This is a genomic window from Streptomyces sp. NPDC058086 (assembly GCF_042885015.1).
Taxonomy (GTDB): domain Bacteria; phylum Actinomycetota; class Actinomycetes; order Streptomycetales; family Streptomycetaceae; genus Streptomyces.
The window spans coordinates 1-12,984 of the sequence record NZ_JBHVST010000023.1; the positions used below are offsets into that span (position 1 = coordinate 1).

Genomic DNA, 12,984 nt, shown 5'->3' on the forward strand with positions numbered 1-12,984 from the left:
GGTTGATAGGCCGGATCTGGAAGGCGGGTAACCGCTGGAGGTGACCGGTACTAATAGGCCGAGGGCTTGTCCTCAGTTGCTCGCGTCCACTGTGTTGGTTCTGAAACCACGAACAACCCCATTCCCAGGGCCACTGGGCATGGTGCGGTAGTTGATAGTTTCATAGTGTTTCGGTGGTCATAGCGTGAGGGAAACGCCCGGTTACATTCCGAACCCGGAAGCTAAGCCTCACAGCGCCGATGGTACTGCAGGGGGGACCCTGTGGGAGAGTAGGACGCCGCCGAACTAATTTTAGGGAGAACCCCCGTACCGGGAAAACGGTACGGGGGTTTTCTGCGTTCAGGATCATTTTTTGGGGCCTCTCGATTCGAGAGGCCCCCTTTTTTTGTGTCGGTTTACAGCCGTCCCGCTGCCTTGAGTGCCAGATACGCATCCGCGAGGGGTACACGGGGCTGTTGCTCGGCCCCGTGTACCCCTCGCTCGGTTACTTCAGGCGGGACGACGCGACGATCGAGACGATGTGCGCGGGGACGAGCAGCCAGACGATCGCCGTCACGGCCACGGTCACGATCTTCGTCGCCGTCAGGTCGCCGAGCGCCAGGTCGACGATCGCCGTCACGAGCAGCAGGATGGTGCACTCGATGCCGTTGACCAGGCGGTGAAGGCCGACCGCCGAGGTGAGGCGGCGGACCCGGGCGAGGCCGCTGGAGCGCGGGACGACGGACTGGTCGGTGGCCTTCTCCATGCCGCTGTCGGAGCGGGCCACGTGGACGAGGTCGGAGGACGACTTCAGGAGCAGCACGCCGATCGCGGCCGCCAGGCCGGCCACCAGGTAGAGGTTCAGGCCGAGTTCGGCGGCGCGAATGCCCATGCCGACCATGACGGCGGCGTCGGCCAGGTAGGCGCCGAGGCGGTCCAGGTAGACGCCGAGCGGGCTGAACTGGCGTCGCCAGCGGGCCACTTCGCCGTCCACGCAGTCCAGGAGCAGATACAACTGCATGAAGAGGACGGACAGTACGGCGCCGCCCAGGCCGGGGACGACCAGGGCGACTCCGGAGAGTACGCCCGCGAAGACCATGACCGTCGTGATCTGGTTCGGCGAGACGCGGGTGCCCAGCATCTGGCGGGTCACCCGCAGGGAGAGCGAGCGCATGTAAAGGCGGCCGGCCCAGTGTTCCGCCCTGCTCTCCAGCTTGCCCGCGGGGTGAATGACCTCGCGGAGTTCCTCTAGTTGGACCTTGGTCATGCGGCTTTCTCCCCTGGGATCAATGTGAGTACAGGGAAGAGCATGACGGGGTCCCGGACAGCGGGGATCGGCAGGGTGGAATTGAGATGAGCGACGTCGGACGCGGAGACTACGGTGGGCTCCATGAACCATGTAATTCGCTCTATAAGTGCCCACGAGTGGCCCGCGGTCAAGGAGTTGCGGCTTGCCGCCCTCAAGGACCCCGTGGCGCATCTCGCGTTCCTGGAGACCTACGAGCAGGCGGCGGCCCGGCCCGACTCGTTCTGGCAGGAGCGGGCGGCGGGGGCCGCCGAGGGGGACGGGGCGCGGCAGTTCGTCGCGGTCGGACCGGACGGGGTGTGGGGCGGTTCCGTGGTCATGCTGGTCGAGAAGGCCGGGCAGCGGGACTTCTTCGATGCGTTGATCGAGCAGGAGCAGGGGCATCTGGTGGGTGTCTTCGTGCGGGCCGAGCACCGGGGGAGCGGTGTGACAGACGCGCTCGTCGACGGCGCTCTCGCCTGGGCCTGGGAGCGCGGGCTTGAGCGTGTACGGCTGTTCGTGCACGAGAAGAACGGACGCGCCGAGGCCTTCTACCGCAAGGCGGGGTTCGTGCCGACCGGGGGATCTGTCGCATCCGAGGGGAACGAGGGGACCCGGGACCTGGAGTTTGTGATCGCCAGGCCGTAGGCGCCGCCAGGTCCTGGGTGTTGTCAGCCCTTATGCGTCGTCAGACCGGGAGTTCGTGCTGGGGCCAGCGGGCCCTGGCCTGTTCCTGGGAGCGGAGGAGGGCCAGGGTGGGCAGGCCCTGGTCGGCTCCGGTGGCGAGCAGCTCCGGGAGCTGGGGGAGCGGGGCCACCGCGGCGACGTCGTCCAGGACGAGCGTAAGTGGTGGGTCGAGGCGACCGGAGGATGACCGTTCGGCCATGCGCCGGCCGCGCTCGACCACGCTTGAGGCGAGGGCCGTCAGGAGCGGCATCGCGCCGGGGTTCGCCTTGGGGTCCTCGATGGGTTCACCGACCACATAGAGCGTGCCCCCTTCGTTGACGAAGGAATCCAGTGTGAGGGAGTCACTTCGGTTCGGGGTGCAGGATTCGCGGACGTTGACCGTGAAGAGGGCGGACAGGGCGCGGGCCGTCAACTCCTGTGCTATGTCGCGGCGCTCCGGGTGCGAGGTGAGGGCGGCCTCGAGTTCGCCCGCCGCGCCGGAGGCGGCCTTGGGGTTCGTGCGGAGGGCTCGTACGGCGTCCTGCACTTGGCTGCCCTGGGCCCAGCGGTGGACGTGGCGGAAGGCCTTTCCCTCCACCGCGGCGGCGTGCAGATAGCTGCGCAGGAGTGTTTCGGCGACGTCTGCCATGGCCTGGTCGACCTTGGCGGTGGGGCGGACGGGGCCGAGGAGGGCGGTGGCCCTTGACGCGGCCGTCGCCTTGTCCTCGCAGCCGGTGGAGGGGGACCAGTGGAGGCGGGCCGGGGTGTCGCAGAGGTGGGAGGGGTCGTAGAGGAGGACGGGGCCCAGTTTGGCTCTGGCGTCCTTGGTCTCCGACCAGATGGCGGGGTTGGAGGTGACCACCAGGGCGGGGCCGTCCGCGTCTCGTACGGCCTGGGTCGCGGTGGGGTGGCGGGTTTCGGCGGGGCCGAGGATGAGCGCGCCTGCGGCGCGGGTTCTTTCCCACCCGCCCACCCGTTTACCGTCCGCTGCCAAAGAAGCCGTCGAAAGCGGGGGCTGTGAGGTCTCCTTGGACAGTTCGGCCGGCTGCGGCTCGGGTCGTGGCAGCGGGACCTCATGATGCGGGGGGACCTGTTCGGCAGCGGGGGTCGGAGCCGGTTCAGGTACCGGCGCCTGTCTCGCGTACGCCCCTGCCCTGCGTCTCGCCCGGACCGCCCGCCACCGTGCCCACGTCCCCATCACGAAGATGGTCAGCACGACCAGCACCATCAGCTGGCCGATGAACAGGCCCCAGAAGAGCCCGTACCCCGAGAGCTGGTCCGCGGGGGTGTCCGGCCAGGCGCCCGTCATGTCGTGCGGGTGCCCGATCAGATGCCGCAGGGCCAGCGGCGTACGGGCGAAGGTGACCGTGTTCGGCCAGGCGCCGTGGGCGAACCAGCCGGCGAGCCCCGTGGCCGACCAGATCAGGAAGGTCATGCCGAGCAGGAAGGCGAGCACCCCGACCAGCAGGCCGTCCGGGATGCCGCCCTCGCTCTCCGCCTTGCGGCGGTCCCGCCCGTCCCGGCTCATCTCACGCCACCGTGGACTCGGACGAACCGTCGAGATCGGCGAGGTGCTGCTCCACGAAGGCCGCGGCGCGTTCCTCGGCCTCCAGTTCGGCGGCACGCAGCGCGTCACCGGCGAGGTGGTCGGCGGAGGACTCGGTCATGGCGCGGTCGGTGAAGACGAGGGGGCGTTCGGTCTCGGTGATGAGGTGTTTGACCACCTGGACGTTGCCGTTGACGTCCCAGACGGCGATGCCGGGGGTCAGGGTCGGGATGATCTCGACGGCCCACCGGGGCAGGCCGATCACCCGGCCCGTCGCTCGTGCCTCGTCCGCCTTCTGGGCGTAGATCGTGCGGGTGGACGCCATCTTCAGGATCGCGGCCGCCTCCTTGGCCGCCGCGCCGTCCACCACGTCGGACAGGTGGTGGACCACCGCCACGAAGGACAGACCCAGGCGTCGGCCGAACTTCAGCAGGCGCTGGAAGAGCTGGGCCACGAAGGGGCTGTTGATGATGTGCCACGCCTCCTCCACCAGGAAGATGCGCTTCTTGCGGTCGGGGCGGATCCAGGTGTGTTCCAGCCACACGCCGACGATCGCCATCAGGATCGGCATGGCGATGGAGTTGCGGTCGATGTGGGACAGGTCGAAGACGATGAGCGGGGCGTCGAGGTCGATGCCCACCGTCGTGGGGCCGTCGAACATGCCCCTGAGGTCACCGTCGACCAGACGGTCGAGGACCAGGGCGACGTCCAGACCCCACGCCCGTACGTCGTCTATGGCGACGTTCATCGCCTCGGCCGACTCCGGCTCGGGGTGCCGTAGCTGCTCGACGATGTCCATCAGTACAGGCTGGCGCTCGACGATCGTCTCGTTGACATAGGCGTGCGCGACCTTGAGGGCGAAGCCGGACCGCTCGTCGAGGCCGTGACCCATCGCGACCTCGATGATCGTGCGCAGCAGGGCCAGCTGGCCGGTCGTCGTGATCGCCGGGTCGAGCGGGTTGAGGCGGATGCCCATGTCCAGGGCCGCTGTCGGGTCCAGGCGGATGGGAGTTATTCCCAGCTCTTCCGCGATGAGGTTCCACTCGCCGACGCCGTCCTCGCCCTGTGCGTCGAGCACGACGACCTGGCGGTCGCGGAAGCGCAGCTGGCGCAGGACGTAGGTCTTCTCGAGCGCCGACTTGCCGTTGCCGGACTCGCCGAGCACCAGCCAGTGCGGCGCGGGGAGCTGCTGGCCGTACAGCTGGAAGGGGTCGTAGATGTAGCCCTTCCCGGAGTACACCTCGCGTCCGATGATGACGCCCGAGTCGCCGAGGCCGGGTGCGGCGGTCGGCAGGTAGACCGCCTGGGCCTGGCCCGTGGAGGTGCGCACCGGCAGGCGGGTCGTCTCGACCTTGCCGAAGAGGAAGCCCGTGAAGGCGTCTGTCGCGGCGGACAGCGGATCCCGCATCAGAACATCAGCTCCTACCTGCGGATTCCGGTGGCGAACGGCAGTGTGTTGACGAAGGCACGGTGGTGCTCGCGGTCGCACCACTCCAGCTTCAGATACGACTTTCCGGCGGAGGCGCGGATGGTGCGCTTGTCGCGGGCGAGGGCCTCCGGGGAGCGGGAGCTGACCGTGATGTAGCCGACGAGGTTGACGCCCGCCGCGCCGCTCGCGAGGTCCTCGCCGCGCTGGTCCAGCCGGTTGTGGGAGGCGATGTCGCGGGGGTCGACCGTGCGGTTCATCTTCAACTGGCGGCTGGCCTCGGCGTCGTCGTTCGTCTTCTCCGTCAGCATGCGCTCGATGGCGACCTCGGTGGGTTCGAGGTCCATCGTGACGGCGACGGTGCGGATGACGTCGGGGGTGTGGACCAGGAGCGGGGCCAGGAAGTTCACGCCGACCGGGGTCATCGGCCATTCCTTCACCCAGGCCGTGGCGTGGCACCAGGGGGCGCGGGTGGAGGACTCGCGGGTCTTCGCCTGGAGGTAGGTGGGTTCCATGGCGTCGAGCTCGGCGGGCCAGGCATTGCGTTTCGTCATCGCCTGGATGTGGTCGATCGGGTGGTCGGGGTCGTACATGGAGTGCACGAGGGAGGCGAGGCGCCCCTGGCCGAGCGGCTGGCGTACGCGGATGTCGGCTTCCTGGAGGCGCGAGCAGATGTCGGTCAGCTCGCGCGCCATGACGACGGCGAGCCCGGCGTCGCGGTCCAGCTTCTTGCCGCCCTGGGGACGGGCGGCGCGCGCCATGGCCTGGGCCTCGGCGGCGAGTTCACGGTTGTAGTGCATGCACGCGACGAGGTAGGCGCGGTGCTGCTCGCTGCTGGTGGACACCATGGACTGGAGCTGGTCGTAGGACTGCTGGAGCCAGGCCGGTGCCTTCTCGTCCCCGCGCTGGGAGACGTCCTTCGCGTGGGCGTCCGGGTCGGCGGGGAGGGTGCGGGCGAGCATCTGGAGGCGGGTGACGAAGCCGTCGCCGTTCGCCACGTGCTTGAGCAGCGTGCCGAAGCGGTCGACGAGGGCTTCCTGGTCCTCGCTGTCGCGCAGGCCGACGCCCGGGCCCTCGATCTCGATCGCGGCGGTGACGGTGCGGCGGTCGGCGTGCAGGAGTACGGCGATCTCGTCGGGGCCGAAGGGGGCCGCGAGCCAGGAGATCCGGCCGATGCCGGGCGGCGGCCCGATCTCGACCTCCTTGCCGTCGAGGCGTGTACCGGCCTCCTGGACGCTGCTGCGGTACGCCGTGCCGCGGCGCAGGTTGCGCTTGTAACTGCGGTTGATCTCGAACCACTTGTAGAACGTGCGGCGCTTGTACGGGACGTACACCGCGGCGATGGCCACCAGCGGGAAGCCCATCAGCAGCACGATCCGCAGGGACAGGACGGGGACGAGCAAGCCGCACATCATGCCGAGGAACGCGCCCGCGATGATGAGCGCGATCTCGCCGGACTCGCGGTTCCGGCCGACGATCGCGTTCGGCCGGGCGCGGCCGATCAGATATGTACGGCGGGGCGTGACCGGATGGGACACATGGGAATCGGTCGTCAACGCCCTTCACCTCCCGTGCGGTTGCTGCTGCTGTTGCGGGTGTTTCCGGTACGTGGTGGGGGTGCGGCGGAGGGGACAGATCCGCCGCCTCCGTTCGGCGTGCGGGTGCTGTGGGCGGACACGCCTCCGGAGACGGGGTTCGCGGGGCGCGGCTGGCTGTTGCCGCCGCCTGCGCCGCCTCCGCCGTTGTTGTCGGCGCGGGTGCTGTGGGTCTTGATGCCCTGGGCGACCAGGGTGGCGGGGGAGCTGATCACGGCCGCGGCCTTGCCTTCGGCGCCCTGCATGATGCGGTTGTTGCGGCCGTTTGCGATCTCGTCGCCGAAGCCGGGCACGAAGCGGTAGATCATCGCGCTGGCGAAGATGGCGAGCAGGATGATCGCGAGGCCGGAGACGACGGCGGAGAAGGAGTCCGGGCCACCGTTGGTCGACAGCGCGCCGGCGAGGCCCAGCACGATCACGATGACCGGTTTGACCAGAATGACGGCGATCATGATGCCGGCCCAGCGGCGGACGTGGCCCCACAGGTTCTTGTCGACGAGCCCGGCGTAGACGACGGTGCCGAGCAGGGCGCCGACGTACAGCAGGGCGGCGCGGATGACGAGCTCCAGCCACAGGACGCCTGCCGCCAGGATCGACACCAGGGAGACGACGATCAGCATGATCGGGCCGCCGCCGATGTTCTCGCCCTTGGCGAGGGCGCCGGAGAAGGTGCCGAAGAAGGTATCGGTCTGGTTGCCGGTGGTCTTGGCGAGGACGTCGGTGACGCCGTCGCTGGCCGAGACGACGGTGTAGAGGATCAGCGGGGTGAACGCCGACGCCAGGACCGTGAGCCAGAGGAAGCCGATCGCCTCGGAGATCGCGGTGCCGAGGGGGACGCCTCGCACCGCCCGCTTCGCCACGGCCAGCAGCCACAGGAGGAGGGTGAGGATGGTGGACGCCGCGAAGACCACGGCGTACTGCTGGAGGAACTTCTGGTTCGTGAAGTCGACGTTCGCCGTGTCCTTGACCGCCGCGGAGAGCTTGTCGATGGTCCAGGACGCGGCCTCGGCGCAGCCCTTGGCCAGCGAGGAGAGGGGGTCGAGGGTGGAGGTGGTACCGGGGTCGGTGGTACCGCCGGTGGTGCTGCCCTTTTCGCAGTAGTCCTTCGCGGGACCGCGGATGAGGGCGCAGGCGTCTTTGCTCGGTGATGAAGACGGTGACGGTGATGGTGAAGGGGCAGCCATGGCGCGGGTGGCCAGCAGCACCGCCATGGTCTGTACGGCCATTGCAGCGGCGGCGACTTTGAGTACTCGGCGGCTAGCGGGCATAGGTGAACCCTCCGTACTCTTCGACGGCCTTGGTCATGTCGTCGGCGGTGGAGGCCTTCTGGTCGCGTCCGACCGGGACCGGCCCGTCCTTCTGGGTGAAGTCGGCGACCTTCCAGTCCCCGCTGATCCACTTCAGTTGATACGTCGTCGTGAACCAGCTTTCCGACACCGGGTTCGTGGAGCCGTTGCCGGACAGGCCGAAGAGCGACGTGTACCAGAGCTCGACCGTGGCGCTGTCGGTGCTGGAGGACGTGACCTTGGTGCCCACAGGGATGATCCGTGAGACGAAGGTCTGGCCGGCGGGGGCCTTGCCGTCCTTGGTCAGCCCGATGTTGGTCAGGAACTTCTCGCTGGAGTAGGCGCTGTCGAGATCCGACTGCCGGGCGGCGGCAACTTCAGGGGCGTACACCGTGTTGACGATGGCGTGCCGCTGGTTGGTGTCGAACATGCCGGTCGATCCGAGCGCGACCCCGTAATTCGTTGCCGCGCTCTGCGCACCCTGCACATCGTGGCCGTACCTCGTGGGGATACCCCCCGTGTTCGTGTCCACCGGGCGTTGGCCTGAAGGGGCCGTGGGGGAGGTTCTGGTGGCGTTGCCGCCTCCGTTGCCGGTTCCGGAGGAGGAAGAGGAATCGTCTCCTCCACGGTTCGCGAAGGCGATGGCCGCGATGAGGAGGACGACGACGCCGACCACCGTCACCAGGCTCCGCGAGGAGGATCGGCCGCGGCGGGCGCCACCGTAGACGTCTCCGGGGCGGTCGGGGAGGCGGGTCCGGGTCTGGCCCGTCCCCCCGTATCCGCCGTCGTCGCCGCGGGAGCCGTCCCCGTATCCGGGTTCGTCACCGAGACTCATGTCGCGTACGCCCCCTCAACCTCTTCCTGAACCGCGTAGTACGACGGTAGCCGTGCTGGTTCCCGCGCGGACGCGGTGTGGTGACTCGACATCAGGGAAACGCAACCTCAGCCGGTGGGCACGACGGACGGGTGGGTCGGACAGGAAGGGAGGAGATGAGGTGAGGAGCCGGGTGCCCGGCCGAAGCTAGACGGCCATGCCGTACACGATGGTGAAGAGCGTGCCGAGGGAGCCGATGATGAAGACTCCGGTGAGGCCCGCGATGATCAGACCCTTGCCCTGTTCGGCGCTGAACGTGTCGCGGAGCGCCGTCGCTCCGATGCGTTGCTTCGCCGCTCCCCAGATCGCGATCCCGAGGCAGAGCAGGATGGCGACGGCCATCACGACCTGGATCATCGTCTTGGCCTCGTTGCCCAGGCTGCCGAAGGGACCCCAGTCCGGGGCGATTCCGCCGATGATTGTGGTGATGTCGCCCTTGTCGGCTGCGAAAAGCATGTAAGTCACCGCCCCTAGTGGGTAGTTCTGCACCCCCTGCCACTGTGCGCAGAGGTCGGGCCCATTCTCGCCGACAATGCCGCTGTCGTATGTCGACTTGGCGTCATTGATTGGCGGTTTTCGTACGAATCCCTTGTCACCGGCGTACGCGGGCCCCTTTCGGGAGGCGTGCGACGGTATGCAAAGAGTCGTATGGTCACTCTGTGTATCACGGCTGGTCACGCCGGGCAATGAAGTCGAACCGGAACCTGTGGTGTGGTTCCGTCGTTAACCCCTTCTACGACGAGTGCGGGGTGGTTGCCCCGCCGCTCCTCGCAGCATCCCTGCGCGCCCGCCCTGTTTCTGACGGGTTGTCGAGCCGATGTTCTTCGGGTCGCGCGTCCGCCCGATGTGGACGCACGGCCGCTGCCCCGAAGGCTATCGCCGTCGCCGTGGCGCACGGAAACGGGCCGCGGCTGGTTGCCGCGGCCCGTTCCCCGCACTGCCGGAGGATCCCCACGTCCTCCCCGGCAGTTCCCCCCGCTTTCCCGTGCTTTCGGGGGTTTTCCGTGTCTCCGGCGGGTCAGCCGGTGAAGGCCGAGACTCCCTCCGGGGTGCCCCAGCCGGTCGGGCCGTCGTAGCCCGACTTCGCGGTGCACAGGTAGCTGGAGCCGCAGCTGCCGTTGCTGCCGGAGGTGACGTCGTTGAGGGCCGAGGTGCCGGCCGACGCGTAGGGGAAGGACGCCGGGTAGGAGCTGCTGGAGGGGGCGCCGCCGAGGGCGTACACACCGGCGATGATCGGCGAGGACGCGCTCGTACCACCGAAGGTGTACCAGCCGGCCGTGACCCCGTAGGAGTCGTAGACCGAGACCCCGGTGGCCGGGTCGGCGACGGCCGAGACATCGGCGATGGTCCGCTTCGAGCAGCCGGTGTCCGTCTGCCAGGTCGGCTTCGCGTCGTACGAGGAGCAGCCGGAGCCGGTCCCCTCGGTGCTGCTGGTCTCCCAGACGCTTTCGGTCCAGCCACGGCTGTTGGAGCTGGTGGACAGGGCGGTGCCGCCGACGGAGGTCACGTACTTGGAGGCGGCCGGGTATTCGGCTCCGTAGCCGGAGTCACCCGCGGAGACGGTGATGGCGACGCCGGGGTGGTTGAAGTACGAGGTGTCGTAGGAGGTGTCGGAGGAGGACTCCGAGCCGCCGTAGCTGTTGGAGACGTACTTCGCGCCCAGGGTGACGGCCTCGTTCACCGCCTTGCCGAGGTTGGCCATGGTGGCGGAGGTGGCCTCGACGAGCAGGATGTTGCAGTTCGGGCAGATGGCGCTCGCCATGTCGACGTCGAGGGAGATCTCCTCGGACCAGCCGGCGTCACTGGAGGGCAGGGAGGTCGTCGAGCCGGTCTGGCTGACCTTCTTGAAGCAGCCGTTGGCCGTGGTGCAGGCCGACAGCCCGTAGTACGAGCGGTACTTGGCGAGGTCCGCCTCGGCGTTCGGGTCGTTGTAAGCGTCGACGATCGCGATCGTCTCGCCCGAGCCGTTGGAGGCGGCGGCGGAGGTCAGGCCGTAGGCGCTCTGGAGGTTGCTCGGACCGTACCCGGACGGGGTGGCGGCGTCGGCGGCCTTCGGGGTGACGGCGTCCGCGTGGGCGCCCGCCTTCTGGAAGGCGGTCGTGCCGCCGGTGACCCGCAGCGCCTTGCAGGCCATCTGGCCCTTCGCGGGGGTGGAACAGGCCGGGCTCCACGTCACCTTGGAGGAGGTGGAGGCGGTCGTCGAGGTGGCCTTGGCGGCCGGGGCGGCGTTCGCGGGGCCCGCGGCGCCGAAGCCGGCGAGGACGAGAGCCGCGGTGCCGACGGCGGCCGCTCCGATACGGCGCCACCTGCCGCGTAGGGCGGGTCTTGCGGGCTCTTGGGGATTCGAGGTACGCAACGGACAGCCTCCTGAGAGTGTTTGACAGGGGCAGTGCGGGTGCGCCGCCGGTGCGGTGTCCCCGGCGGAGGGCCGAGCGGCCCGCCGATGACCATCCTCTTGTTGAGTACGCGACAACAAGAGCCGTCTGGAATCCTGACTTCCGCATTACTGAACGAGGCCGCCGCGTTACTCCTCGATGGCCGCTCGATGGACCGCGGCTGAGCGCGACTTGACTCAACTCACAGGTAGGTCAAGGGATTTACCAAAGTTTCCGACCGGCTGGACACAATGGCGAACGGGCCGCGGCAGGCTGCCGCGGCCCGTCTCAGACGCCGCCGGTGGATCCCCACTTAATCCGTCGCCCGGCGGCTCCGTGCCGTGCGGAGGGAGGCGATCAGCCGGTGAAGGCCGAGACTCCCTCCGGGGTGCCCCAGCCGGTCGGGCCGTCGTAGCCCGACTTGGCGGTGCAGAAGTAGCTCGTGGAGCAGGAGCCGTTGCTGCCCGACGTCACGTCGTTGAGCGCGGACGTGCCGGCCGAGCCGTACGGGAACTTCGCCGGGTACGAGCCGCTGGACGGGGTGCCGGCCAGGGCGTACACGCTCGCGATGATCGGCGAGGAGGCGCTGGTGCCGCCGTAGGTGACCCAGCCGGTGCCGTCACCGTAGGTGTCGTAGACCGAGACGCCGGTCGCCGGGTCGGCGACGGCCGAGACGTCCGCGATCATGCGCTTCGAGCAGGAGGTGTCGGTCTGCCAGGTCGGCTTCGCGTCGTAGGCGGAGCAGCCGGAGCCGGTGCCCTCGGTGCTGCTGGTGTTCCACACCTTCTCGGTCCAGCCGCGGCTGTTGGAGCTCGCGGAGAGGGCGGTGCCGCCGACGGAGGTCACGTACTTGGAGGCGGCCGGGTATTCGGCTCCGTAGCCGGAGTCACCCGCGGAGACGGTGATCGCGACGCCGGGGTGGTTGAAGTACGAGCTGTCGTAGGAGGTGTCGGAGGAGGACTCCGAGCCGCCGTAGCTGTTGGAGACGTACTTCGCGCCCAGGGTGACGGCCTCGTTCACCGCCTTGCCGAGGTTGGCCATGGAGGAGGACTTCGCCTCGACCAGCGTGATGTTGCAGTTGGGGCAGACGGCGCTGGCCATGTCGAGGTCGAGCGAGATCTCGCCGGCCCAGCCGCTGTCGGCGGAGGGGAGAGAGGTCGTGGAGCCCGTCTGGCTGACCTTCTTGAAGCAGCCGTTGGCGACGGTGCAGGCCGACAGGCCGTAGTACGAGCGGTACGCGGCGAGGTCGGAGGCCGCGTTCGGGTCGTCGTAGGCGTCGACGATCGCGATGGTCCTGCCCGAGCCGTTGGAGGCGGCGGCGTCGGTCAGGCCGTAGGCGTCCTGGAGGTCACTGGGGCCGTAGCCGGTGGGGGAGTCGGCGGCGGCCTTGGGGGTGACGGCGTTCGCGTGGGCGTTGGCCTTCATGAAGGCGGTCGTGCCGCCGGTCACGCGCAGCGCGTTGCAGGCCATCTCCCCCTTCTTCTTGGGCTCGGCACAGGAACGGGTCCAGGTGACCTTGGTGGAACCGGCCTTGGCGGCGGTGGCCTTGCTCGCGACGGTCTTCGGCGCGGTCGTGCCGGCCGCCGCGCTCGCGTCGACTGCGGTGCCGAAACCGGCCACCAGGAGGGCGGCGGTGGCGGCGGCCGCGGAGCCGATGCGGCGCCAGTTGGTGCGTGCGGCCGATCTGTTGCCAGGTGTGGGGGATGTGGGGGGTATGGGGGGTGTAGTACGCAACGTACAGCTCCTGAGAGAGGTTGACAGGGGCGGTGCGGGTGCTGTTGCCGTCGGTGCGGTGCCCCCGACGGCCGGGCCGTGTGACCCGCGTAGACACTCGCTTGTTGAGTACGCGACAAACAAGAGGGATCTGGAATTCTGACTTCCGCCATACCGAAACCGGGTGATCGGGTTACCCCTCAATGGCCCCTCGATGGCTGGAAGTTGACGTCGGCTTG

At 68.8% G+C, this 12,984-nt stretch carries 10 protein-coding genes and 1 rRNA gene; 2 read left to right on the plus strand and 9 right to left on the minus strand.

The annotated features are described in order from the left end of the window. Nucleotides 1–169: 169 nt before the first annotated feature. Nucleotides 170–286, plus strand: a 5S ribosomal RNA gene (rrf, locus tag ACFVWD_RS19750). A gap of 198 nt (nt 287–484) precedes the next feature. Here rrf and ACFVWD_RS19755 read toward each other — a convergent pair. Next, nucleotides 485–1,246 (minus strand): CDP-alcohol phosphatidyltransferase family protein, encoded by a 762-nt coding sequence (locus tag ACFVWD_RS19755; protein ID WP_168509473.1) that lies wholly within the window; start codon nt 1,244–1,246, stop codon nt 485–487. A gap of 123 nt (nt 1,247–1,369) precedes the next feature. On the opposite strand from ACFVWD_RS19755, the gene ACFVWD_RS19760 reads away from it, so the two are divergent. Next, nucleotides 1,370–1,912: a GNAT family N-acetyltransferase gene (locus tag ACFVWD_RS19760; protein WP_389597632.1), complete on the plus strand. Its 543-nt coding sequence runs from the start codon at nt 1,370–1,372 to the stop codon at nt 1,910–1,912. Between the two features lie 40 nt (nt 1,913–1,952). Here ACFVWD_RS19760 and ACFVWD_RS19765 read toward each other — a convergent pair whose 3' ends face one another. The 8 genes from ACFVWD_RS19765 to ACFVWD_RS19800 all read right to left on the minus strand — a co-directional run bounded on the left by ACFVWD_RS19765 (nt 1,953) and on the right by ACFVWD_RS19800 (nt 12,766). Then, nucleotides 1,953–3,458 (minus strand): type IV secretory system conjugative DNA transfer family protein, encoded by a 1,506-nt coding sequence (locus ACFVWD_RS19765; protein ID WP_389597634.1) that lies wholly within the window; start codon nt 3,456–3,458, stop codon nt 1,953–1,955. Between the two features lies 1 nt (nt 3,459). Then, nucleotides 3,460–4,884 carry an ATP-binding protein gene (locus ACFVWD_RS19770; RefSeq protein ID WP_389597636.1) on the minus strand — a complete coding sequence of 475 codons (1,425 nt, stop codon included), beginning with the start codon at nt 4,882–4,884 and terminating at the stop codon, nt 3,460–3,462. Nucleotides 4,885–4,898: 14 nt separating this feature from the next. After that, complete coding sequence (locus ACFVWD_RS19775; protein WP_101407984.1) at nt 4,899–6,440, minus strand: SCO6880 family protein; 1,542 nt, start codon at nt 6,438–6,440, stop codon at nt 4,899–4,901. 14 nt (nt 6,441–6,454) lie between these two features. Next, on the minus strand, nt 6,455–7,765 hold the full coding sequence (locus ACFVWD_RS19780; RefSeq protein ID WP_389597637.1) for a hypothetical protein: 1,311 nt from the start codon (nt 7,763–7,765) through the stop codon (nt 6,455–6,457). Continuing rightward, nucleotides 7,755–8,618 (minus strand): hypothetical protein, encoded by an 864-nt coding sequence (locus ACFVWD_RS19785; protein ID WP_389597638.1) that lies wholly within the window; start codon nt 8,616–8,618, stop codon nt 7,755–7,757. The genes ACFVWD_RS19780 and ACFVWD_RS19785 overlap by 11 nt, the downstream gene beginning before the upstream one ends. Nucleotides 8,619–8,804: 186 nt before the next feature. Beyond that, nucleotides 8,805–9,113, minus strand: a complete 309-nt coding sequence (locus ACFVWD_RS19790; protein WP_054232206.1) for a hypothetical protein — start codon at nt 9,111–9,113, stop codon at nt 8,805–8,807. 562 nt (nt 9,114–9,675) lie between these two features. Beyond that, complete coding sequence (locus tag ACFVWD_RS19795) at nt 9,676–11,013, minus strand: peptidase S8 (RefSeq protein ID WP_389597640.1); 1,338 nt, start codon at nt 11,011–11,013, stop codon at nt 9,676–9,678. Between the two features lie 376 nt (nt 11,014–11,389). Then, on the minus strand, nt 11,390–12,766 hold the full coding sequence (locus tag ACFVWD_RS19800) for a peptidase S8 (RefSeq protein WP_389597642.1): 1,377 nt from the start codon (nt 12,764–12,766) through the stop codon (nt 11,390–11,392). Nucleotides 12,767–12,984 lie beyond the last annotated feature (218 nt).